This window comes from Myxococcus sp. MISCRS1, assembly GCF_026626605.1.
Lineage (GTDB): Bacteria > Myxococcota > Myxococcia > Myxococcales > Myxococcaceae > Myxococcus > Myxococcus fulvus.
In genome coordinates this window covers 2991539-3014526 of record NZ_JAPNKB010000001.1, presented here as the reverse complement: position 1 = coordinate 3014526, position 22988 = coordinate 2991539, and the positions used below count along the sequence as shown (strand labels likewise).

The following is a 22988-nucleotide window of genomic DNA, read 5'->3' as shown; positions in this document are numbered from 1 at the left end:
CACCGTCCCGGGAGGGGGGCTCCTGCTCTCGGGTGAACGGGCAGCTCCTTGGAGTGTCAACGTCACCCGCCCGGCTGGCCGGGCTCCTGGCTAGACTCGCGCGGATGACGCGCCCTCTCGAGTCCTACCGTGCCCTGTTCCCCGTGCTGCAGGAGCAGCTCTATTTCAACCACGCGGGAGTGGCCCCCACCAGCCTGCGCGCCGCCGAGGCCGTGCGCGGGTGGATGGAGGACCTGGTCCACCATGGCATCCAGCACGAGCGGGGCTGGGAGGCCCACTGCGAGCGCATCCGCGCCCTGGCGGCCCGCCTGCTGAACGCGGAGCCGGGCGAGATGGCCTTCGTGCGCAACACCAGCCATGGCCTGGGGCTCGTCGCGGAGGGGCTCGACTGGAAGCCCGGGGACGAGGTGGCCGTGGCCACGTCGCTGGAGTACCCCTCCAACGTCTATCCCTGGCAGCACCTGGCGGACCGGGGCGTGGTGGTGCGCGAAATCGAGGCACCGTCCGGCGGTGTCACGGTGGAGGCGGTGGCCCGGGCGCTCACCCCGCGCACGAAGCTGGTGGCGGTGTCCTCCGTGCAGTTCGCCACCGGCGTGCGCACGGACCTGGAGGCGGTGGGCGCGCTGTGTGAGAAGGCCGGCGTCCTGTTCTGCGTGGACGCCATCCAGAGCGTCGGCTGTGTGCCCGTGGACGTGAAGAAGTGTCGCATCCACTTCCTCAGCGCGGACAGCCACAAGTGGATGCTCGGCATCTCCGGCATCGGCGTGCTGTACGTGGCGAAGGAGGTGCTGCCGCGCGTGCGCCCCGTGCTCGTGGGCTGGCGCAGCACCACGGACGCCTGGAACTTCAACCGCACCCACTTCGAGCTGCGTCCGGACGCGGGCAAGTTCGAGGAGGGCAGCGCCGCCTACCCTGGCCTCTACGCGCTGGGCGCCGCGCTGGAGCTGCTCCAGGAGGTGGGCGTGGAGAACATCGAGGCGCGCATCCAGGAGCTGCTCGCGCGCCTGGAGAAGGGCCTCGTCGAGCTGGGCTGCGAGGTGGGGCCCACGCCCGGGCTTCGCGCGGGCATCCTCACCTTCCTGCCGCCCGGGGCCAACGTTCGGGCGCTCAGCGCGTACCTGTCCGAGCACCACGTCTCCCACTCCGTGCGCCGGGGCCGCATCCGCCTGTCCCCCCACTTCTACAACCTGCCGTCGGAGATGGACCGGCTGGTGGAGCTGGTGAGGGGCTTCGGCGGCTGAACCCGCGTCTACTGCTGCGCGGGGAAGAGCGTCTCGATGGAGAGGTAGCGCTCGCCGGTGTCGTAGCAGAAGCACAGCACGCGGCTGCCGTCGGGCATCTCGCCCAGCTTCTGGTTCACCGCGGCCAGCGCGGCGCCGGAGGAGATGCCCACGAAGATGCCCTCCTCGCGCGCGGAGCGGCGGGCGAACTCGGCGGCGTCCTCCTCGTTCACCTGGATGGTGCCGTCGAGGACGTTGGTGTGCAGGTTCGCCGGGATGAAGCCCGCGCCGATGCCCTGGATGGGGTGGGGGCCGGGCTGGCCGCCGCTGATGACGGGCGACTTGGTGGGCTCCACCGCGAACACCTTCAGCTTGGGCCAGTGCTGCTTGAGCACCTCGGCGCAGCCGGTGATGTGGCCGCCCGTGCCCACGCCCGTAATCAGGTAGTCGAGCCCGTCCGGGAAGTCCTTCAGGATTTCCTGCGCGGTGGTGCGCTTGTGCACCTCGATGTTGGCCTCGTTCTCGAACTGCTGGGGCATCCACGCGTCGGGCACCTGCTCCACCAGCTCCTTGGCGCGGGCGATGGCGCCCTTCATGCCCTGGGCGCGCGGGGTGAGCTCGAACGTGGCGCCGTAGGCGGACATCAGGCGGCGGCGCTCGATGCTCATCGAGTCCGGCATCACGAGCACCAGCTTGTAGCCCTTCACCGCGGCCACCATGGCCAGGCCGATGCCGGTGTTGCCGCTGGTGGGCTCGATGATGATGCTGTTCTTCTTGAGGATGCCGCGCTTCTCCGCGTCCTCAATCATGGAGAGCGCGATGCGGTCCTTGATGCTGCCGCCGGGGTTGGCGCGCTCGAGCTTCATGTGGACCGTGACGCGAGACGGAAACAGCCGGTTGATACGCACGTGCGGCGTGTTGCCGATGGTCTCCAGGATGTTGTTCGCCTTCATGTCGGGCCTCGTCGGGGGCTGCGCGGTGGGTGCTTCGGGAGCGTTCAGATGTGGAACTCGATGGCGTCCATGGCGCCGTCGGCCCCTCGGGGGCGAATCTCGCTGCGGCGGGTGACGACCGAGTTGGGGGGGATGCTCTGGGTGAGCCAGGCGTTGCCCGCGACGATGCTTCCGCGCCCCACCACCGTCTCCCCGCCGAGGATGGTGGCGTTGGCGTACACCACCACGTCGTCCTCGAGCGTGGGGTGGCGCTTCTTGTCGGCCAGGGCCTTCTCCACCATGAGCGCGCCCAGCGTGACGCCCTGGTAGACGGTGACGTTGTTGCCGATGAGCGTCGTCTCGCCGATGACCACGCCGGTGCCGTGGTCGATGACGAACCTGCGGCCGATGGTGGCGCCCGGGTGGATGTCCACGCCGGTGCGCTGGTGCGCGTGCTCGGTGAGCAGGCGCGGCAGCAGCGGGAAGCCGAGCGTGTGCAGCGCGTTGGCCACGCGGAAGATGGCGATGGCGAGGAAGCCCGGGTACGTGAGGATGACCTCGTCCACGGAGCGCGCGGCGGGGTCGGCCTCGAAGATGGCCTGCGAGTCCTGTCGCAGCCAGTCGTAGAGCTCCGGCAGCCGCTCCATGAAGCGCGTGGGGATGCTGGCGTTGATGTCGGGGTAGAGCGGGGCGAGCGTCTCGCGCAGGCGGTGGAGGCTGGCCTCCACGGTGGTGACGTCCCGGCGCACGGCGGCGGCGGTACACTCCAGGCGCTCGGCGAAGTGGGGGAACAGCAGTCCGAGCACCTGTCCGACGAACTCGGGAGCCGCCCGCCGCACATCCGGGGGGAAGCAGTGGCGCTGTCGGGCCTCCAGCAGCGCGGCGACCAGCCTGGCGTTTGAGTCTTCCATGAACCTCCCCCTTTTAATGCGGTGCGTGGTGAGCGCGCATCAGGGGAACGCCCGATTCGGTGGTGGGGAGGAGCCCAGTGGACAGGGGCGCCGCCCCGGCCGGTCCCCGGGCGGGGGGCAGGGGAGCCTTGGCGCCTGGAAGGGCCGGGGGTTACCCAGGGGGATGCCAGAAGGGAACATCATCCACCGGGTGGCGCGGGTCCATGGCCGCTGGCTGTCGGGCCGGCGCTTCACGGCGGACTCGCCGCAGGGGCGCTTCGGAGACGGGGCGCGGGTGGTGTCCGGGCGGGTGCTCCAGGCGGTGGAGGCGCACGGCAAGCACCTCTTCTATCGCTTCGAGGGCGAGGTGCGGCTGCATGTGCACCTGGGGTTGTTCGGGAACATCCGCCACTTCCGGAGCGAGGCGCCCGCGCCGTCCCCGGCCTGTCGGCTGCGGCTGTCCTCGCCCCACGCGACGCTGCACCTGTCCGGGCCGCAGGCCTGTGAGCTGTTGACGGCGGAGGACGAGGCGAAGCTCCGCGCGAGGCTCGGAGAGGACCCGCTGCGCGCGGAGTCGTCGCCCGAGCGGGCGCGCGAGAAGCTGTGTCGGGGGCGGATGCCGCTGGCGCTCGCGCTGTTGGACCAGGAGCGGCTGTCCGGCGTGGGCAACATCCTCCGGGCGGAGGCGCTGTTCCTGGCGAGGCTTCCTCCGTTGTTGCCGGCGGGCGCGTTGAGCGAGGCGGACTTCGCGAGGCTGTGGGATGTGCTCCAGCGGCTCTTGTCGGATGCGTCTCGGGACGGACACATCGTCACGCCGGGCGCGCCGCGGGTGCCGGAGTGTGTGGCGGGGCGCAAGCGCGCGGAGCGCTTCTGCGTGTATGGCCGCGAGGGACAGCCCTGTCCGCGCTGTGGCGCGAAGGTGCGGAGGCGCGAGTTGGCGGCGCGCGGGTTGTTCTTCTGCGCGGAGTGCCAGGGCGTCGACGCGGTGCCTCGACCTCGGGTCGCGAAGAAGAAGGCTCGCGCGGTCCAGGAGAAGCGACGCGGCGCGAGGTGAAGAAGCGGACCGCCCGCTCGACGGCCCGGTGAGGTGCCGCGCAATTCCTGCGCGACGATGGGGAGTGTGCAGGCGAGGTCGGTGAGGCTTGCCCACCGCGATGGACGGCGTGACGATGCCGGCATGAGCCCACTGCCTCCCTCGTACGTGCATGGCACCAGTTCCACTCCGCTGCTTGGAGAGACTATCGGGCAGAACCTGCGGCGGACGGTGGAGCGGTACCCGGACGGCGAGGCGCTCGTGGTCGTCTCCCAGGGCTACCGGGCGACGTACCGTGAGCTGTGGGACACCACGACGCAGGTGGCGAAGGGGCTGCTGGCCATGGGCGTGGAGAAGGGGGACCGGGTGGGGCTCTGGTCTCCCAATCGCTTCGAGTGGGTGGTGACGCAGTACGCGACGGCGCGCATCGGGGCCATCCTGGTCAACCTGAACCCGGCCTATCGCACGGCGGAGCTGGAGTACTCGCTCAACCAGTCGGGCACCAGCGTGCTCCTGCTGTCCAAGGGCTTCCGGCAGACGGACTACAAGTCGATGCTGGAGCAGGTGCGTCCGCGCTGTCCCGAGCTGCGCGTGGCGCTGGTGCTGGACGAGGACTGGGAGCTGCTCCTGTCCAACGCGAAGCACGTGAGCGGGCACACGCTGGAGGCGCGCGAGGCGTCGCTCCAGTTCGATGACCCCATCAACATCCAGTACACGTCCGGGACGACGGGCTTCCCCAAGGGGGCCACGCTGTCGCACCACAACGTGCTCAACAACGGGTACTTCATCGGGGAGGCGCTGAAGTACGGCCCCGCTGACAGGGTGTGCATCCCCGTGCCGTTCTACCACTGCTTCGGGATGGTGATTGGCAACCTGGCCTGCACGTCACACGGCTCCACGATGGTGATTCCGGGGGAGGCCTTCGAGCCGCTGGCGGTGATGCAGGCGGTGCAGGCGGAGAAGTGCACGTCGCTGTACGGCGTGCCGACGATGTTCATCGCGGAGCTGGACCATCCGCGCTTCGGCGAGTTCGACTTCTCCACGCTGCGCACGGGGGTCATGGCGGGCTCGCCGTGTCCGGTGGAGGTGATGAAGCAGGTGCAGTCGAAGATGAACATGCGCGAGGTGACCATCTGCTACGGGATGACGGAGACGTCACCGGTGTCGACGCAGAGCTCGCTGGATGACCCGCTGGACAAGCGCGTGTCGACGGTGGGGCGCGTGCATCCGCACCTGGAGGTGAAGGTCGTCCACGCGGAGACGGGCGAGGTGGTGCCGCGCGGGACGGCGGGGGAGCTGTGCACTCGGGGGTACAGCGTGATGCTGGGGTACTGGGCGAACGAGGAGGCCACGGCGAAGGCGGTGGACCGCGCGGGGTGGATGCACACGGGTGACCTGGCGACGATGGACGCGGACGGCTACGTGCGCATCGTGGGCCGCATCAAGGACCTCATCATCCGGGGCGGGGAGAACATCTCGCCGCGCGAGGTGGAGGAGTTCCTGCACACGCACCCGGGCGTGAGCGAGGCGCAGGTCATCGGCGTGCCGAGCGTGAAGTACGGCGAGGAGGTGATGGCCTGGGTGAAGGCGAAGCCGGGCGTGGCGCTCACGACGGAGGAGCTGACGAAGCACTGCACCGGGCGCATCGCGAGCTTCAAGATTCCGCGCTACTGGAAGCTCGTGGATGCGTTCCCGATGACGGTGACGGGCAAGGTGCAGAAGTTCCGGATGCGCGAGGTCTCCGTCGCCGAGCTGGGGTTGCAGACGGCGGCGGACATCAAGACCGCCTGAGCGGCGCGCGGGCTCACCGACGGCGTGACGAAGGCTTCGCCTTGCGCGCGGTGGAGGCCTTCTTCGCGGCGGGCTTCTTCTTCGCCGAGGGCTTTTTGGCGGGAGCCTTCTTCGCCGGGGTCTTGGTGGCCTTGCGTGGAGCGGCGGCCTTCTTCGCGGGCTCCGCAGGAGTCTTCTTCGCGGCAGCCTTCTTCTTCGGTGCCTTCTTCAGCGCGGCCCGGGTCGCCGCGTCGACGCCGCGACGGGCCCAGGGCAGCAGCGCGTAGGCGTCATCGCTGGCGTCGGCGGGCGGCGTCCAGTAGCTCATCTCGATGCGCTGGCCCCCGCCTTCCCAGACGAAGGGACGGCAGCCCGCGGCCTGGAACTCCGGTCGGGAGATTTCGTCCGTCTTCAAGTAGAGCTGGCCGTCGCCGATGAGGCCGAACATCCGCCCGCCGAAGTACAGCCCCCAGCCGCCGAACATCCGCCGGGCCTGCACCGGGCCAAGCTTCTCCAACAACTCGACCGTGTACTCCACGAAGCTGTCCATTCGAGCCACCGTGTTCCTCCGTTTCCCTGGCGCCGCTTCTTAGCGGAAGGTCGCCACCAGCGGGTTGTGGTCCGACGTGTCGCCCACGTCCATGACCTCCGCGGAGACCAGTCGCTCCGCCATGCGCGGCGAGGCGAAGACATAGTCCGTGCGGTAGTCGATGGTGACGCCGCCCCGGTTGCGCCGCGCCGTCACCCAACGCGTCGAAGCCGCCCGCGTCGGCAGCGTGTCCACCCAGCCGTAGTCCTCGATGTCGTCGATGACGTCGAAGCGCGGTGGATGTCCATACTTGTCCGTGCCCGCCCGCCGCAGCCGGTCCTCCAGGTCCACCGGATATGGGTCCCTGCGCGACAGCGAGTTGAGGTCGCCGACCAGCAGATATTGCCCCTCGCGGAACCGGGACGCGTCCAGCAGGGAGCGCAGGTAGCGCGCCTCCACGTAGCGCAGCTTCTCGTGGTGCGCGTCGAAGTGTGTGCCGAACAGCGTCACCGGGCCGCTGGCCTCCAGCTCGCACTCGACGATGCAGTGGCCCAGGAAGTGCCGGTCATTGTGGATGCGCAGCGAGCGCAGGGGAGGGCGACTCACCACCGCGACGTGGTAGCACCGCCCGCTGGGCCGCGAGCGGGACTGTCCCAGCACCAGGTGCGCCTCGTCCTGCGGCACGTCCAGCGCCTCGGCCACCCGGCGCAGCCTCCCGCCGTCGTCCCAGCCCAGGCACTCCTGGAGCACCAGCACGTCCGGTGCGTTCCGGGCGAGGAAGGTGACGATGTCGTCGAACCGCTCCTCGCCTCCCTGCAACACGTTGAACGTCATCACCTTCAGCGGCATGAATCTCCTCTCTCGCCTCAAGGACGCTTCTGTGGGCTCGCCAAGCTACCGCACCCGCGAGCCCGAGGCCGCTCCCGCGCGCCTGCCCGCCCCCCATGGCTCGGGCATCGCTCGCACGCTCTCCACGATGAACGACTTGAGCTCGCGCGCCGCCGCGGTGAGGTAGCCCTCGCCCCGATGCACGAGCGCCACCTGGCGCTTCAGCCCGCTCTTCGCGAGCGGCACCACGTCGAAGCCGCGCGACTGGTGGTCCCGCGCCATCAACTCCGGGATGAGCGCCACGCCCAAACCACGCTCGACCATGCGCCGCATCGCCTCCGCGTTGTCCGTCTCCAGCGCGAGCCTGGGCGTCACCCCGCGCGCCTCGCACTCGGCCTCCAGCGCCCGCGTCCCGCTCATGCTGGGGATGACCACCCACGTCTCCTCCACCACGTCCGCCAAGGACAGCGGCCGGGTGACCTTCGTGAGGCGATGCCCACGCGGCACCGCCAGCACCAGCACCTCCTCCCACAGCTTCTGCGCCACCAGGTCCGTGTGCCGCACCGGCAACGACACGATGGCCAGGTCCAGGACGCCTCGGACCACGTTGTCCTCGAGGGCCGTGCTCATGCCCTCGCTGAGTCGGGGGCGCACCTCCGGGAATCTCCGCGCGAACGTCGGGATGATGTCCGGCAGCAGGTACGCCCCCACCGTGTGCAGCGTCCCCAGTGACACGGGGCCGCGAGGCGTCCCCGACAATCGCTCCAGCTCGGACGTGCCCGCGGCCAGTGCGTCCAGTGCACGTCGTGCATGGGGCAGGAAGCGTTCACCCGCGTCGGTGAGCACCGCGCCAGCGGGCGTGCGGACGAGCAGCCGGGTGCCCAGCTCCGCCTCGAGCGCCTGGAGCTGCCGGGACAGTCCGGACTGGGACAGTCCCAGTCCCTTGGCCGCCGGAGAGAGGCGCCCCTCTTGTGCCACTCGGAGAAAGGCCTGGAGCTGGTCTCGAGTCATGCGGATTCGGCAAGAACTCTATGCGGAAGTTGCGATTTCCGCATGACCAGCCCCCGGTTACACGTTCGGAATGGATGGAAGCGGTGTGTCGGTAGAGCCGGTGCCCTCCGCTCGGCCCGGGGTGGCGAGGCGGACGGCCACCGGGGCGGTGCTGCTGGCCCTGGTGGTCAGCGCCTTCGAGGGCACGGTGGTGACCAGCGCCATGCCCACCATCACCCGCGAGCTGGGCGGCCAGCACCTCTACTCGTGGGTCTTCTCCGCGTTCCTCTTCGCCTCCACCGTCGGCGTGCTCATCTCCGGCAAGCTGGCGGACCGGCTCGGCCGCAAGCCCGTCTTCTTCGCGGGCATGGGGTTGTTCCTCGTCGGCTCCGCGCTGTGCGGGCTCGCCGACTCCGTGCACGCGCTCATCGCCTTCCGGGTGCTGCAAGGGCTCGGAGCCGGCGCGCTCCAGCCCACCACGCTCACCATCAGCGCGGACCTCTACACGCTGCGCGAGCGCGCCGCCGTGCAGGGCCTGTTCACCGGCGCGTGGGGCGCGGGCAACGCGGTGGGCCCCCTCATCGGCGGCTGGCTGGTGATGCACGCGTCGTGGCGGTGGGTGTTCCTGGTCAACGTCCCCGTGGGCCTGTTCGCCGCGCTGCTCCTGTATCTCTCGTACCGAGACCCGCCGCGCCGCACGGACGTGAAGCTGGACCGCTGGGGGCCCGTGCTCGCGGGCACCTCCGCCGCGATGCTCCTGTTCTCACTGGAGCCCGGGCACGCGGAGCTCAGGTGGCTGTGCCTCTTGGGTGCGGTGGTGCTGGGCGCGGGGCTGGTGCTCCAGCAGCGCAAGTCCCACGCGCCCCTCCTGCCGATGGAGCTGGTGAAGGACCGCACGGTGCTCAGCGGTGTCGCGGGAGGCATCGCCGGTGGCGCGCTGCTCTACAGCATGGCCGCGTGGGTGCCGCTGTGGATGACGGAGCAGGGCGGACAGACGCCCATCGTCGCCGGACTGACGCTGCTGCCCATGTTGCTGGGATGGTCCGTGGGGTCGACGTTCGGCGTGAAGCTGCTGGTGCGAGGCGGTATGCGGCTCAGCGCGGGCGTGGGCTTCGCCGTGGCGGCGACGGGCGCCGGGCTGCTCGCGCTGACGGCCGCGTACGGGTGGGGCACGTATTCGGCGCTCGCCTCGCTCGCGGTGCTGGGCATGGGGCTGGGCCCCGCGGCGAGCACGTCGCTCATCGGCCCGCAGTCGCGTGCGCCCTGGCACCACCGGGGCATCGTCACGAGCAGCCTCTACGCGACGCGTCTGTTGGGAGGCTCGCTCACGGTGGCCGCGCTGGCTCTGGCACGAGGCCACTTCGCCTTGCAGTTCGCCATCGCGGGCGGGCTGGCCGGTGTCGTCGCCCTGGGGCTCGCCGTGGCCGCTCCCGGCAAATCCACGAGCGAGGCCTGAGCCTCAGTGCGACTCCTTGAGCGCGAACGGCCACAGCTTGGCGAGCGCCGAGCGTAACTCCGTCGCGCTGGCGTAGCGGTCCTCGGGGCGCTTCTCCAGCAGCTTCAGCACCACCCGCTCGAACGCCCCCGGCAGGTTCGGCCGCAGCGTCGTCAGCGGCACCGGCGCCTGCTGCACGTGCAGGAACATCAGCGGCACCGGGTCCGAATGGCGGAACGGCAACTGCCCCGTGAGCAGCTCGTACGCCACGATGCCCAGCGCATACAGATCCGTCGCGGACGACACGGGGGGACTGCCCATCACCTGCTCGGGCGCCATGTACTCGGGCGTCCCCAGCACCGTCCCCTGCGCCGTCGTCCCGGCCACATGCGCGCTCTTCGCCAGGCCGAAGTCCATCAGCTTCAACACCCCACCGCGCGTGATGAACAGGTTCGCCGGCTTCACGTCCCGATGCAGCACCCCCCGTCCATGCGCGTGCTCCAGCGCCACGGCCGCGTGCGTGAGCCACCGCAGCGCCTCCGAGAGCGTGGGGCGCCGCTCCAGCATCCGCTGGCGCAAGTCCATCCCGTCCAACAACTCCACCGTGAGGAAGTGCCGCTCCCCATCCATCCCCACGTCGAAGACGCGCAGGATGTTCACGTGCTCCAGCGCCCGGGCGTGCTCCACCTCCTGTCGGAACCTCGCCACCGTCGCCGCGTCCGCGTGCGGCGTCGCCAGCACCTTGAGCGCCACGCGATGCCGCTCGAGCAGGTCGTGCGCCTCGTACACCGTGGAGCTCCCACCCGCGCCCAGCCAGCGCTCCACGCGGTAGCGCTGGGCCACCACCTGCCCCGGCATCAGCCCTCGCACCAGCGCCGCGGGGAGCGGCGCGGGCGTGGGGATTCCCTGGAGCAGCGTCCCGTGCGGGGACACGGGCGTCGAAGCGCGCAGCGTCTCGCCCAGGGACACCGGGGGCGGAGGCGTTGTCGGCGCGGGACCCCACGACAGCTCGGGCGCGGGAGGCGGCGTCACGCCGCCCGTCACCTTCGTCTCCTGCACGCCGCCGAGGTACACCACACCCCCGGCGTCATCTTCCGTCGAGCCCACCGCTCCTCCCTCGGTGTCCGTTGGCCCGTGCCGCGGCTCAGGGGTCCAGCAGCGAGATGTGCGAGGGGGCTCCCGCGCCCTCGATGTCCAGGTGCGGCGTGGGCAGGTTGTACTCCGCCGCCGCGCTGGTGGCCTCCACCATGATGGGGCCGGCGATCTCCGGCGGCTCACCCTTGCACAGCACGTCCACCACGTGCTCCACCGTCCACTTGCCCAGGCGGTTCACCACCAGCCGGTTGCCCTCGAACGTCGACGTGTCCGACAGCTCGTCACTGGCCCCCAGCTTCACGTCCACCGACTCGCCCAGGTAGCCCCGCGCGAGCGCCAGCACCCGGTCCACCACCGCGTTCCAGGCCTGGATGTGCGTCCTGTCCTGGGCCTCGTCCATGATGTCCAGGCCCACCTGCAGCCGCTCCATCCGCTCCAGGAACTGCTGCACCAGCGGCCCCCGGATGACGCGCCCGTGCTGCGGCGCGATGATCTCCACCGCCGGCGTCAGCTTGCGGATGGTGGCCACCGTGCGCGCCAGCGCCGCGTTCACCGGCATGTAGATTTGATGGAACGCGCGGATGCCCGCCCAGTCGGACTCGTCCGCGTACAGCCCCTTCGCGTTGGCGTCCGTGAGCCCGCCGAACAAATCCCCCGTGAAGAGCACGCGCGTCTGCGGGTCGTAGAGCATCACCGCGCCCCGGAAGTGACAGAAGGGCGAGGGCACCGGCAGCAGCTTGTGCCCGGTGGGGACGCTCAGCCCTTGCGAGAACTTCTCGGTGGCGATGAAGCGGTTGCGCGGCAGGTTCTGGTGGACGATGAGCCGCCAGGTGTCCTCCGAGCAGAGGATGCCGGCGCGAGGCGCATAGCGCGCGGAGATGATGCTCGCCGACGAGCCCACGTCCGGGTCCTGGTGGTTGATGAACACGGCCGACAGCCGCTCCATCCCTCCGATGAGCGACGTCACCTTGGTGTGGATGGTGGAGAAGTCGCTGCTCGAGCCCGGGTCGATGAGGAGGTTGAACTCCGAGGCCCGCTGCGTCTTCACGTCCGTTCCCCGGAAGCGTCTCAGATAGGGGTTGGCGTAGAAGATGTTGCCCGGCTCCCGCTTGCCCACCCAGAACGTCTCGGGAGCAATCTCCACGGGGACGATTCTCAGGTCGTTGCTCAAGCCCGATGCGGGATGGTCGCTGCTGCTCATGAGACGGGGTTCCTTCACGGTGAGGTGATGTCCCCTCCCCGTAGCAAGGCGTGCGCCGAGGCCTGTCCTCCCTCGGGGACCCAGGCGCCAGCCACCTGCGCGCCGTGCATTTCCTGCGCGCCCGGGAGCAGGCACGCAGTTCCTGCGGGCCCGGGCTCACCCCCGGTGGGGGCAGGCGGGCTGGACGCGGAGGCTGCGAGCCTGCGTGTGCACATGGCACACTGCCGGGGTCCTTCGCACCCACCTCTCCATGCCAGACGCCTCATTCCTCTCCGCCTGGGGGCTCCCAGGCCTCTTCTTCGTCGCGATGCTCGCGGGCTCGGTGGTGCCGGTGCCCTCCGAGGCGCTGCTCGCCGCGCTCATCTATGGCGGCGCTCCGCCGATGCTCGCCACGGGCGTGGCCACGGTGGGCAACGTGCTGGGCGCGGTGTCGCTCTACCTGTTGGGGCTGTGGGTGGCGCGCGGCGGAGGCGGAGCGCTGGGACGCTGGTATGCGCGCCGCCGTGAGAAGGAGGGCCCGCGCATGGAGCGCGTCGAGGCGCGGCTGCGCACCTGGGGCGCGCCCGCGCTCATGATGTCGTGGATGCCCATCGTCGGCGACGCGTTCGTCATCGCCGGCGGCATGGTGGGCGTCAGGCCCCTGCCGTTCGTCGTCTTCGTCACGCTGGGCAAGGGCCTGCGTTACGCGTTCGTCGCCCTGTCCACCGCCGCTGCCCTGTAGGGCGACGTCTCGTCATGTTTCAATCGTGTTTCGCCAGTATTTCCGTCAGTCCCGGAAGGTAAGTTGAGGCCGTGGTTCCAGGCGAAGCCTGTCTGGCCCACCCGTTCAGCATTCGTTGCCGACCCTCAACCGCTCCCACTGGCGGGAGCAGGACTGGACCTCGTGCGAAACACCCTCGCAGTCTCGACGCGCGCGCTGTCGTCATGGCGCCACTGGCTCATGGTGTTCTTCCTGGGACTCGCCGCCTGCGGTGGCGAGGCGCCCGTGTCGGACGCGCCCTCGGAGGAGACGTCGCTCGGTGAGCGCGGTGACGCGCTGGCCAACGTGCGCCTGCGGCTGATGGCGGCGAACCTCTCCAGTGGCAACGGGCAGGACTACGACCCGGGCCACGGCATCCGTATCTTCCAGGGCACGGACGCGGACATCGTGATGATTCAGGAGTTCAACTACAAGACGGACTCCGCCGCCGACCTCCGCGGCTTCGTGGACACCGCCTTCGGGCCGGGCTTCTCGTACTACCGCGAGTCCGGCGCGCAGATTCCCAACGGCATCATCAGCCGCTACCCCATCATCGCCTCGGGAGAGTGGGACGACCCGCAGGTCAGCAACCGCGACTTCGCCTGGGCGCGCATCGACATCCCCGGGCCCAAGGACCTGTGGGCGGTGAGCGTGCACCTGCTGACGGCGAACGCCAGCACGCGCAACACGGAGGCGCAGAGCCTGGTCAGCCGCATCCAGGCGAACATCCCCGCGGGGGACTACCTGGTGATTGGCGGCGACCTGAACACGGGCAGCCGCTCCGAGTCGTGCTTCGGCACCCTGTCGCAGGTGGTCACCACCGCGAGCCCGTATCCGGCGGACCGCAACGGCAACACCAACACCAACGCGGGCCGCAACAGCCCGTATGACCACGTGCTGGTGGACAGCGACCTGCGGCCGTACCAGACGGCGGTGGTCATTGGGGGCAGCACGTTCTCCAGCGGGCTGGTGGTGGACACGCGCGTGTACTCGCCCATCGGCGAGATTGCCCCGGCGCTCTCGGGCGACAGCGGCGCGTCCGGCATGCAGCACATGGGCGTCATCAAGGACTTCCTCATCCCGGGGGATGCGGTGTCCTCCAGCCTGACGGTGACGTCGCCCAACGGCGGTGAGAGCTGGACCACGGGCAGCGCCCGCTCCATCTCCTGGACGTCCTCGGGCGTGTCGAGCGTGCGGGTGGAGTACACGCTGAACGGCAGCACGTGGACCACGCTGTCGTCGAGCACGTCGGCCTCGGCGGGGAGCCTCGCCTGGACGCTGCCCACCACGGCGAGCACCACGGCGCGCGTGCGGGTGACGGACACGTCCGACGCGAGCATCACGGACACCAGCGACGCGGCCTTCTCCATCTCCACGGGCGGCGGCGGCACCGGGACGCTCCTCATCAACGAGGTGCTGGTGAACGAGGCGGGCTCGGACGTGAGCGGCGAGTTCGTGGAACTGGTGAACACGGGCACGGCGTCGCTGAGCATCGCGGGGTGGACGGTGTCGGACGCGGCGAGCGTGCGGCACACGTTCCCCAGCGGGACGACGGTGCCGGCGGGCGGCGTCATCGTGGTGTTCGGCGGCGCGGCGGGCATCCCCTCGGGCACGCCCAACGCGGTGGGTGCGTCCACGGGCACGCTGGGCCTGTCGAACAGCGGTGACACCGTGACGGTGAAGAACGCCTCCGGCACCGTGGTGGACACGGCGGTGCTGTCCTCGGCGATGTCGGGCACGGACGGGGTGTCCGCGAACCGCAGCCCGGATTTGGGCTCGGCCGCCACCTTCGTGCTGCACACCAGCCTGTCCAGCCTGACGTCCTCGCCGGGCCGGCGCGTGAGCGGCGCGGCGTTCTGATGCGGGCCCGCGCCCCCTCGGTGTGAAGAGGGACTGTCGGGTGGGGACGCGGGTCGCGGGTCCCCACCCGACGAGCGCTATCCTCGCGATGCGCCGCCAGTTGTGAGGATGCGGGAGACCGTGTCGTAGAGGGCCTGCGGCGTCGCGTCGTTTCTCAGGACCACGTCGAACGCATCGTGCCCTTGCTGCGTGAGTTGGGTCTCTGTCGCGTGCCTGGCCAGGTCACCGGGTGCTCCCGCGCCAGGGCGTTCGATGAGCCAGATGGACGCCCCCAGCTCGCGCGCGGCCTGCCATTCGGCTCGGGTCCGCAGGTCCGTGCAGATGACGCGTCCTCCCCCGCGACGGATGGCGTCGACCCGGAGTCGGAAGGGGCGCAGCCAGACGTCCGGGTCCAGCTCCACGCACGCCTGCCCGAAGCGTTGATAGAGCTCCCGGGGCGTCCGGCCGAGCCTCGCGTCCACCTTGTTGCGGCGCTCACCCCACAGTTGCTCGGGGTCGAGTTGCAGCAGTCCCATCAACGCGGCCTTGATGGGGTCCGCGAGGGCCACGCGCTCGAAGTCGTACCGCTCCGCCATGAACTGGCCCAGCGTGTCCTTGCCCGCCCCGGAGACGCCCGCGAGGCAGATGAGGCTGAAGGGCCGGCTCATGACTCACCTCCGAAATCGTAGAAGCCATCGCGGCCCAGGAATCGCTCGGGATGGAACCGGACCTGGGACCACGCGGCGTCCAGGCCTCGGCGCAGGATGGGGTCGCTGTAGTGGTGTCCTCCCTCCACGTTGTCGAAGAACCGTCCCGCCGGGTCGACCATCGCGTAGCTGCCGCGCATGTCTTCGTTGTCCTCGGGCACCAGGACGATGCCGTCGGCCTCGAGCCTGCGGTGGCGCTCGACGAAGCGGTGGAAGTCCTCGGGCGCGCAGAGCAGGTCCTCCACATTCCGGGGCTCCTGGCCCTCGCCCGGGTCGGTGTTCTGGCCTTCGACGCGGAGGACCCGCAGCAGCTTCCAGCGCTCCGGCTTCAGCAGGCGGATGAAGGCGGTCTGGTCCTCGTCCACGTTCAGCCGTGTGACGACGGTGTTCACCTTCAGGCGAATCCCCGCCGCACGGACGCGCTCGGCGATGTCCAGGTATTGCTGGGGCGTCAAGGCCTTCCCATGGACCGCTCGACCCAAGCGGGCGTGTGTGTCGGGCGAGATGCTGTCGATGCTCAGGGTCACCCAGTCGATGACACCGCGCAGGCGTTCGAGCATGGCGGAGTCGAGCCGGCTTCCGTTCGTCACCAACATGGTGGTGGCGTGGTGGGCCTTGGCCATCGCGGCCAGTCGCGGGAGCCAGGGGCACAGCAGGGGTTCGCCTCCCGCGAAGGTGATCTTCTGGAACCGTGACGCCAGCACCGACACCACCTGGAGCGCTTCCTGCTCAGGGAGGTGTCCCTTGGGGAGGACGTCCCGGCGGACGTCCTGGAACGTGGCGAAGCAGAACCGGCAACGCATGTTGCACGGCTCCCAGAGGTGGAAATTGACGGACGGCGGTGTGGCGGGGTGTGCGACCGACGTCGAGGTCGCGGGCTGCATTGCGCAGGGGTCCATGGTGCCTCCAGTGGAGGTCCCGGTCATCGGGGCGCTCCGAGCACCACTTCCTTCGGCGCAAAAAGTGTGACTCCGAATCGTAAGTCACTGACATCGCAGGAGGAATTCGGTCCTTAAATTGTCCCGGGCCCGCTGTACCCGCTTGCGCGCCGCGGCATGGGTGATTTTCAGTTGGAGCGCGATTTCGGCTTCATCCAGCTCCTCGAAATAGCGCAGGCGCAGCACCTCTTGATGCTCCTTCGAGAGGGTGCAGAACGCGTTCCGGAGCGCCTCATGGGATTCCATCGAGATGAACTCGTCCTCGGGTCGGAGGTGACACTCCGGCTCGGGTTGTGAGTCCAGGGGGCATGCGCGGCTGAGTCGCACGAAGCGCTTGGTCGCGCTGTTCCTGACGGCCTTGAGGAAGTAGGGCTCGAAGTCCCGTGGGGGCGCCTTCTTTCGCAGGCAGATGTTCATGAGGACCGCGTGGATGAGGTCCTCCGCCTCCGCGTCACTTTGGATGATGCCCTGCGCGATGCGCCGGGCCTTCGGCATCATGTCGTGCAGGTTGAATTGCTGTTCGAGGCAGGCCAGGGCGTTGAGTTCGACCTCGGCTTGCGTTGCGCCATACGAGGCAAAAGCCACTGCGTTCGAGGACGGGCCCTCCTTCGACGCCCATGCGGGCCCGGGATACGCCTGCCTTGAAGCGAGGATGGCCTGTCGGGTGCATTCCCACGACAGGTCGTCGCAACGGCTGGCCTGTGGAGCGGGAGCGCGAGGGAGGCCTGAGACGAGCGACTTGGCGAGGGGAACGACCGCCAGCGAAGCCGCGATGGCACCGAGCGTCAGGATGCCCGCACCGAACGGTGACCTCTTCGCCAGACGCCATGAGTGTTGGAGCACACCCAGGCTCATCCGTACGAGGAACACGCTGACGGAGATGACGCTCCAGACCGTGAAGGCGATGACGAAGGCCCCGGGAAGCACGGGGAGGGCGCTGCGCCCGACGCGCGCTGGAAGCGTCAGAGCGCAGGCGATGAACAGCAACAGCCCCAGCAGGAGCCAGGGCCAGCGAAGCAGCAGGGGCGGAGGTGCGGTCCTGCCCGCGAGCCTTTGGAAGCCGTTCCAACTGGTGGCGGCGACAAAGGCAATCAGGGTCATCCCCAGGAAGATGATGGACAGTTGCGCGGTGCCTTCGAAGACGCCGGTCGCGAGCGCGCCCAGCGTCTCCAGGACGAAGCCCGCGCAGATGAAGCCCATCAGTCCCGTGAAGCCAATCCCGACGACGAGCCCAGGGAACACGACGTTGATGACGAAGATGGCGAGTGCCAGGGCTACCAGCACCAATTGCCAGCCCGCGGTCCCCCGCGGCGGCGGACCCGACTCCCCCGTTCGTGTCATGTGGTCTTCCCTCAAAGACTGCCATGCCCATCGTACGGGCTAACGCGGAGTGAGGGAATCGACCGGTACGAGAGTCCAGGTTGACCTTGAGTCGGGTCGCTGGTGCCTCAGTGACTCTCGCCCGGAGACGTGAGCGCTCCCTCGCGCTCCGGGGCCCGCGCGGTGTGTGCGCCTCCATCCTGGGGGCCGGGCGTCGGCGGGCTCGCGGGCGTCGGGTGGTTGCGGCCGTAGTCGCGCTCGTGGATGCGCACCAGGGCCAGGAAGAAGGCGACGATGAGCGGGCCCAGCAAGAGGCCCACCGTGCCGAACGCGGCCAGGCCGCCGAGCAGCGAGAAGAAGACGATGGCGCCGTGCTGGTGCATGCCGCGCTTGGCGAGCAGCGGCTTGACGATGTTGTCCACCAGCCCCACCACCACCGTGCCCCAGACGGCCAGGAACAGCGCCGCCCAGGGGTGACCGCTGAAGAACATCAGCGCCGCGGCGACCAGCACGACGATGGCCGCGCCCACCGCGGGAATCAGCGCCATGAAGAACGCCACGCCGCCGAAGAACAGCGGCGCGGGCACCTGGACGATGAGGAACCCCACGAGCGCGGCGAAGGCCTGCACGCCCGCCGTCACCACCGACGACAGCAGCACCGCGCCGGACACGCTGCGGAACTCGCGCATGATCTCCAAGGTCTCACCGCGCCTGAGCGGCGACACGCTCTCAATCCAGTGCACCAGCTCCCGCCCGTCCGTGAGGAAGAAGAACAGGGCGATGAGCATCATCACCGTCTGGAAGGCGATGGAGCCCGTGGCCGCCACCGCCCCCGTCACCGCGCGCGCCGCCGTCCCTCCCTGGTTGCTCACCTGCTCCTGGATGGTCTGGTCCAACTCCTGCTCCTCCAGGGGCATCCGCTGCATCAGGCTCTCGGCGCCCTTGCGCACGGGGCTCGGCAGCTTCTGCACCAGCCCCTCCACGCCCTCCTGCTGCACCGTCTTGGTGATGAACTGCGCGCCGGAGGACACCTCCGCCACCACGAACGCGGTGAGCCCACCCAGGGGCAACAGCAGCGCCAGGATGACGGCCGTGCAGAGGATGCCCGCCGAGATGTTCTTGCGCCCCCTGAGCTTGCGCGTCAGCCGGACGTGCAGCCCATAGAAGACGCCCGCGAGCACCGCCGCCAGGAAGATGCCCTTGGCGAAGGGCTTGATGACCAGGGCCAGCAGGAACAGCGACAGCAGGATGAGGCCGGTGAACACACGCCGGGCGGTCTGCTCGGAAGCCATGCCCGTGAAGCTAGGGCGGGTTGCGCGGGAGGGAAGGGGGAGGCGGCCCCCCAGGCCGGCTGCCTGCTCCACGAGCAAGAAGACTTGGGCCCGGGCCCCGGGCGGCTAGAGTGCCCCGCCATGCCGGCATTCGAATCGAGTCAGTTCACCCCGTGGCTGCTCCAGGCGCTGTGCGCCGCCTTCCTCGCCATCCTCTTCCTCCAGTCCGGACTGGACAAGGTCATCGACTGGAAGGGCAACCTGGGCTGGCTCACCGGGCACTTCGCCAAGAGCCCCCTGAAGGGCATGGTGCCGTTGATGCTCGGCGTCGTCACGCTGCTGGAGCTGGCGGCCGGCGCCCTCAGCGGCGCGGGGCTCGTCTCGCTCATCGCCACGGGCAGCCCGGCGCTGGCCTTCTTCGGCGCGCTCTTGTCCGCGGTGTCGCTGGTGTGCCTCTTCTTCGGCCAGCGCATGGCCAAGGACTACGCGGGCGCGGGCGGGCTGGTGCCGTACTTCCTGCTGTCGCTCGCGGCCATCTACTTCACGCGCATGCGCTGAAGGCCCCGCGTCACATCACCTTGCGCGTGGGCACCAGGGCGTTGGCGGACAACAGTCCGGCCACCAGGGCCACCGCCACCATCAGCATGTTGAAGGCGGTGTCGACGCCCGCCACCACGTCGCGCTCGAGCAGCGAGGACAGGCTGCGGAAGCCCACGCTGCCGGGCACCAGCAGCATCAGCCCGGGCACGACGACGGTGACGGAGGGCTTGTTGCGAAGCCGCGCCAGCACGTTGCCCACGATGCCCAGCGCGAGCGCCCCCACGAAGGCGCCCAGCTGCGGCCCGAGCAACTCCGAGCCCAGGCGGGCCCCGAAGAACGCGAACGTGCCCGCGGCCGCAATCCAGCCCCAGTCCCGAGGCCGCGCGCGGAACAGCACGCCGATGGCGACGCCCGCCACCAGCAGCGCCACGGCCTGGGTCCACGAGGGCAGCGAGGGCGGCGGCGGGGCGACGGGCGGCGGCAGCAGCACGGACAGCTTGCTGCCCAGCGCGACGCCGAAGCCCAGCTGGAGGAACACCACCGCGGCGCCCGTGAGGCGCGAGGTGCCGGAGATGAGGTGGCGCGTGGCCAGCTCGTTGAGGGCCACCGTCAGCGTCAGGCCGGGCAGCAGGACGATGAGGCCCGCCAGGGTGGCGACCTGGATGGACAGCGGGCCGATGACGCTCGCGGCCAGCACGGCGAGCGCGGAGGAGAGGATGGCGCCCACGGGCTCGAGCACGCGGGCGGTGGTGGGCTGGCGCTGCGTCACCTCACTGAGGATTCCGATGAGCAGGCTGCTCACCGTGGCCACCGCCATCTCCTTCAGTCCTCCGCCGAACAGACGGGCGCCCGCTCCTCCGGCGAGCGCCCAGCAGAGAATCTGGAGCACGGGCCCGAAGCGCGGGGGGCGGGCGAGGATGTCCTCCACGCGCAGCGCGCCCTCGGCGGGCGTGAGGCGCGAGTGGATGACGTCGTCGGCCAGGACGTCGAGCTGCGTGAGGCGCTCCAGGTCCATGTCCCCGGGCTCCACGCGGATGAGGCTGGTGCGCAGCGCCTCGGGCGGGCCGAAGGACGCGAACAGGGACGTGGGGGTGGAGAAGAAGCGGCCCTCCAGGCCCAGGCGCTCGGACACGCGCTTCATCAGCCCCTCCAGCCGGTGGGAGGGAGTGCCGTAGCGGTGCAGCGCCTCGGCCAGTCTCAGGGTAAAGGCGACGGACGGCCCTGGCGGTGCCGGGTGGTGTTGGAGCGAGGCGGCGATTTCAGGAGGGACGGCCACACGCGGCGCAATGGCAGAGCCGCCCGGGTGGAGTCAAATGGCGGCACGGTGACGTCCGCCTGTCCGCCATGCGCGCTCGGGAAGCACGGCTGATGGGGTCTCCAAAGAAGACAAGGGATGTCGGGGTGGTGCAGGAAGGAGACGAGAGCATGGCGCGCAAGAGCAGGACGCCCAGGTGGCTGGAGGCGGCGCGGAAGCGGGACGCGGTGGCGGTGGCGGCGGGGCGCTCGGACTGGCTGGCGCGGGCGCTGGGGCGCGCCGGGGTGATGCCTCGGGCGGAGGCGGAGGCGGCGATTCGCGCGGGCCGGGTGGAGGTGGACGGACGGGTGGTGACGGAGCCCTTCGCGCCGGTGGGGCCGGAGCAGACGGTGCGAGTCGATGGGCAGGGACACACGCTGACGTCCGTGACGCGGGTGTTGATGTTCCACAAGCCCGCGGGGCCGGTGGTGCATGGCACGGACCCGGAGGGCGTGGGCACGGTGTTCGAGCGCCTGCGCGCGGTGCTGCCCGAGTCCCTGCGGGGCTACGAGTGGCTCGCCGTGGGCCGCCTGGACCGGGACACCACGGGGCTGTTGCTCTTCAGCAATGACGAGCGCTTCGTGCGCCACGGCACGGCGCCGGAGACCCATCTGCCCAAGCGCTACGTGGCGCGGGTGGAGGGCCAGCCTGTCGAGTCCGCGCTCCAGCGACTGCGGGACGGCGTGGAGCTGGAGGACGGGCTCACGCGTCCATCCCGGGCCGAGTCACGGGCTCCGGAGGTGGTGGAGCTGACGCTGACGGAGGGCCGGCACCACCAGGTGAAGCGGATGCTGGCGGCGGTGGGGCACCCGGTGCTCACGCTCCATCGCGAGGCCGTGGGCGCGGTGGTGCTCGACGTGCCCGAGGGGGGATGGCGGGAGCTGCGTGCGGCGGAGGTCTCCGAGGCGCTGGGGTTCGGCGCTCAGGGGGAGTCCGACGAGGCGCCGTCAGATGAAGGGGGAGGCACAGCGCCCATGGCGTGAGCTTTCCATGTCCTATCGAGGGCGTGCGCCGAAATGTGATTGCACCGCTTCGAGCACGGCGGGCTCGCGCGGGTTGTTGAAGTGGCGTCCCCCGGGGACGACGATGACCTCGGCGCCCAGGTGCTCCTCCCAGAGTCCTTGATTGCGACGCCAGTCGGAGGTGAACGGGTCGCTGTCGGAGAGCACGACGACGGCGCGGCCCAGCGCGGCGCGCACGCGGGCGAAGTCGATGGGCGTGTCGAGCCAGGGGCGCAGCGCGTCCCACGGCTTGTCCACCTCGAACCAGCCGGAGACGAACACGGCGCCCTCCACGCGGTGTCCCTCGGGCATCGCGGCGAGGTAGCGGAGGAGGGTCTGACAACCCACGCTGTGGCCCAGGAACACGGTGGACGGTGGAGGCACCGGGCCGAGCGTGCGCGTGAGCGTGGACACCCAGCCGTCGATGGTCGGCGTGGCGGGCTCGGGCATGTCCAGCGTGAGGATGTCGTCGAAGGGCGCGGGAGGCTCGCGCAGCTTCTCCTCGAGCCAGGGATAGAAGTCGGTGTTCGGACGTCCGGCCCAGCGGTGCACGACGACGAGGGTGCGGCTCATGGGGCCGCAGTCTGCCTCAGTCCTCGCGTGATGCCATCGCCAGGATGTGCTCCCGGAGCCTCGCCGCGAGTGACAGGCTCTCGGGCAACGTGTGGCCGAGGAGGCGCGGGACTCCGGTGGCCAGCACCGCGGCGTTGGTGAAGACGCCTGCACGCGCCTCGGCGAGCCGCGCGAGGGGAAGCGCCTGCTCCATGATGGGGACTCCATCGATGGAGCCCGAATCGAGGAGCACCGCGCGGATGACACCGGGGAGGCACGGCGCATCGAGCGGCGGAGTGACGAGCGCGCCGTCCAGGAGGACGAAGAGGTTCGCGGTGGGCAGCTCGCACGCGTGAGCCAGCTCGTTGGCCAGCACGGGGAGCTGTTGCATCCGCGAGAACTGCCGGAAGTACGACAAGCCCTTGTGGTTCGGAGACGTCTCCCCGTGACGATAGGCGCCGTGCTCCACCGTGAGGATGGCGCGTCCCTCGTGCTGGAGTCGCTCGGCGTCGGGAGCGTGGGGCCGGAGGGTGAGCAGGAGCTGCCCATCGCTCGCGGACAGCTTGCCGATGCCCTGGAAGCGGGGACCGAGCAGCGGGTCGGCGGCGAGGCAGCGTCGCAGGGTGTCACGAACGGAGGCGGGCTCCAGCAGCTCGGGCGAGGGCGCGCGGACGGTGTCCGTGTGAGCCGCGAGGCTCGCCGTGAGTCGGCGCAGATGACGGGACAGGAAGAGGGGGGCGCCGTCCTCGATGCGGAAGGTGGTGAAGAAGCCCGCGCCGAAGAAGAAGCCCTGCGCGAAGTCGTGCAGGCGCAGGTCCTCCCAGCGCTTCACCTCGCCGTTCACCGCCACGGTGGAGAGCATGG

The 22988-nt window shown here is 70.0% G+C and carries 22 protein-coding genes; 8 read left to right on the top strand and 14 right to left on the bottom strand.

Annotation, left to right across the window (positions count from 1 at the left end; all coding sequences use genetic code 11):
• Positions 1 to 104 precede the first annotated feature (104 nt).
• Positions 105 to 1241 (top strand): aminotransferase class V-fold PLP-dependent enzyme, encoded by a 1137-nt coding sequence (locus OWM54_RS11445; RefSeq protein WP_267697522.1) that lies wholly within the window; start codon positions 105 to 107, stop codon positions 1239 to 1241.
• An 8-nt stretch (positions 1242 to 1249) separates the two neighbouring features.
• On the opposite strand, the gene cysK is transcribed toward OWM54_RS11445, so the two are convergent.
• Positions 1250 to 2173, bottom strand: coding sequence for a cysteine synthase A (gene cysK, locus OWM54_RS11440; protein WP_223747889.1), 924 nt, complete (start codon positions 2171 to 2173; stop codon positions 1250 to 1252).
• 44 nt (positions 2174 to 2217) lie between these two features.
• Complete coding sequence (locus OWM54_RS11435; protein WP_223747890.1) at positions 2218 to 3063, bottom strand: serine O-acetyltransferase; 846 nt, start codon at positions 3061 to 3063, stop codon at positions 2218 to 2220.
• A gap of 163 nt (positions 3064 to 3226) precedes the next feature.
• Here OWM54_RS11435 and OWM54_RS11430 point away from each other — a divergent pair, with 163 nt between their 5' ends.
• Both OWM54_RS11430 and OWM54_RS11425 read left to right on the top strand, forming a co-directional pair.
• Positions 3227 to 4096, top strand: a complete 870-nt coding sequence (locus OWM54_RS11430) for an Fpg/Nei family DNA glycosylase (protein WP_267697521.1) — start codon at positions 3227 to 3229, stop codon at positions 4094 to 4096.
• A 123-nt stretch (positions 4097 to 4219) separates the two neighbouring features.
• The gene (locus OWM54_RS11425) at positions 4220 to 5866 is read left to right on the top strand and encodes an AMP-binding protein (protein ID WP_267697520.1); all 1647 of its coding nucleotides are present in this window, start codon (positions 4220 to 4222) and stop codon (positions 5864 to 5866) included.
• 13 nt (positions 5867 to 5879) lie between these two features.
• On the opposite strand, the gene OWM54_RS11420 is transcribed toward OWM54_RS11425, so the two are convergent.
• The 3 genes from OWM54_RS11420 to OWM54_RS11410 are packed head-to-tail and all read right to left on the bottom strand — an operon-like array spanning position 5880 to position 8213.
• Complete coding sequence (locus tag OWM54_RS11420) at positions 5880 to 6395, bottom strand: TfoX/Sxy family protein (RefSeq protein WP_267701118.1); 516 nt, start codon at positions 6393 to 6395, stop codon at positions 5880 to 5882.
• A 39-nt stretch (positions 6396 to 6434) separates the two neighbouring features.
• Positions 6435 to 7223 (bottom strand): endonuclease/exonuclease/phosphatase family protein, encoded by a 789-nt coding sequence (locus tag OWM54_RS11415; protein WP_223747893.1) that lies wholly within the window; start codon positions 7221 to 7223, stop codon positions 6435 to 6437.
• A 45-nt stretch (positions 7224 to 7268) separates the two neighbouring features.
• Positions 7269 to 8213 (bottom strand): LysR family transcriptional regulator, encoded by a 945-nt coding sequence (locus OWM54_RS11410; protein WP_267697519.1) that lies wholly within the window; start codon positions 8211 to 8213, stop codon positions 7269 to 7271.
• Between the two features lie 70 nt (positions 8214 to 8283).
• On the opposite strand from OWM54_RS11410, the gene OWM54_RS11405 reads away from it, so the two are divergent.
• Complete coding sequence (locus OWM54_RS11405; protein ID WP_267697518.1) at positions 8284 to 9648, top strand: MFS transporter; 1365 nt, start codon at positions 8284 to 8286, stop codon at positions 9646 to 9648.
• 3 nt (positions 9649 to 9651) lie between these two features.
• Here OWM54_RS11405 and OWM54_RS11400 read toward each other — a convergent pair whose 3' ends face one another.
• Positions 9652 to 10734 (bottom strand): serine/threonine-protein kinase, encoded by a 1083-nt coding sequence (locus OWM54_RS11400; protein ID WP_267697517.1) that lies wholly within the window; start codon positions 10732 to 10734, stop codon positions 9652 to 9654.
• A 37-nt stretch (positions 10735 to 10771) separates the two neighbouring features.
• Complete coding sequence (locus OWM54_RS11395) at positions 10772 to 11923, bottom strand: hypothetical protein (protein ID WP_223747897.1); 1152 nt, start codon at positions 11921 to 11923, stop codon at positions 10772 to 10774.
• 250 nt (positions 11924 to 12173) lie between these two features.
• On the opposite strand from OWM54_RS11395, the gene OWM54_RS11390 reads away from it, so the two are divergent.
• Together OWM54_RS11390 and OWM54_RS11385 are read left to right on the top strand one after the other, a co-directional pair.
• Positions 12174 to 12644 carry a YqaA family protein gene (locus tag OWM54_RS11390; protein ID WP_223784534.1) on the top strand — a complete coding sequence of 157 codons (471 nt, stop codon included), beginning with the start codon at positions 12174 to 12176 and terminating at the stop codon, positions 12642 to 12644.
• A 219-nt stretch (positions 12645 to 12863) separates the two neighbouring features.
• Positions 12864 to 14522: a lamin tail domain-containing protein gene (locus tag OWM54_RS11385; protein ID WP_267701117.1), complete on the top strand. Its 1659-nt coding sequence runs from the start codon at positions 12864 to 12866 to the stop codon at positions 14520 to 14522.
• A 77-nt stretch (positions 14523 to 14599) separates the two neighbouring features.
• Here the strand turns inward: OWM54_RS11385 and OWM54_RS11380 are convergent, their stop codons facing one another.
• The 4 genes from OWM54_RS11380 to OWM54_RS11365 form a co-directional block, all read right to left on the bottom strand.
• Entirely contained in the window at positions 14600 to 15169 is a 570-nt protein-coding gene (locus OWM54_RS11380) for a hypothetical protein (protein WP_267697516.1), read from the bottom strand.
• Positions 15166 to 16092, bottom strand: a complete 927-nt coding sequence (locus tag OWM54_RS11375; protein ID WP_267701116.1) for a viperin family antiviral radical SAM protein — start codon at positions 16090 to 16092, stop codon at positions 15166 to 15168. Before OWM54_RS11375 ends, OWM54_RS11380 begins: the two co-directional genes overlap by 4 nt.
• 99 nt (positions 16093 to 16191) lie before the next feature.
• Positions 16192 to 17487, bottom strand: coding sequence for a sigma-70 family RNA polymerase sigma factor (locus OWM54_RS11370; protein ID WP_267697515.1), 1296 nt, complete (start codon positions 17485 to 17487; stop codon positions 16192 to 16194).
• Positions 17488 to 17594: 107 nt separating this feature from the next.
• Complete coding sequence (locus OWM54_RS11365) at positions 17595 to 18758, bottom strand: AI-2E family transporter (protein ID WP_267697514.1); 1164 nt, start codon at positions 18756 to 18758, stop codon at positions 17595 to 17597.
• Positions 18759 to 18878: 120 nt separating this feature from the next.
• Between OWM54_RS11365 and OWM54_RS11360 the strand changes: the two genes are divergently transcribed.
• A complete protein-coding gene (locus OWM54_RS11360; protein WP_267697513.1) occupies positions 18879 to 19295 on the top strand; it encodes a DoxX family protein in 417 nt (138 codons plus the stop codon).
• A 10-nt stretch (positions 19296 to 19305) separates the two neighbouring features.
• Here the strand turns inward: OWM54_RS11360 and OWM54_RS11355 are convergent, their stop codons facing one another.
• Positions 19306 to 20565: a threonine/serine ThrE exporter family protein gene (locus OWM54_RS11355; protein ID WP_144426625.1), complete on the bottom strand. Its 1260-nt coding sequence runs from the start codon at positions 20563 to 20565 to the stop codon at positions 19306 to 19308.
• 137 nt (positions 20566 to 20702) lie between these two features.
• On the opposite strand from OWM54_RS11355, the gene OWM54_RS11350 reads away from it, so the two are divergent.
• Positions 20703 to 21554: a pseudouridine synthase gene (locus tag OWM54_RS11350; RefSeq protein ID WP_267697512.1), complete on the top strand. Its 852-nt coding sequence runs from the start codon at positions 20703 to 20705 to the stop codon at positions 21552 to 21554.
• Between the two features lie 12 nt (positions 21555 to 21566).
• On the opposite strand, the gene OWM54_RS11345 is transcribed toward OWM54_RS11350, so the two are convergent.
• On the bottom strand, positions 21567 to 22145 hold the full coding sequence (locus tag OWM54_RS11345; RefSeq protein WP_223784539.1) for an RBBP9/YdeN family alpha/beta hydrolase: 579 nt from the start codon (positions 22143 to 22145) through the stop codon (positions 21567 to 21569).
• A gap of 16 nt (positions 22146 to 22161) precedes the next feature.
• The gene (locus OWM54_RS11340) at positions 22162 to 22986 is read right to left on the bottom strand and encodes an aminotransferase class IV (RefSeq protein WP_267697511.1); all 825 of its coding nucleotides are present in this window, start codon (positions 22984 to 22986) and stop codon (positions 22162 to 22164) included.
• Positions 22987 to 22988 lie beyond the last annotated feature (2 nt).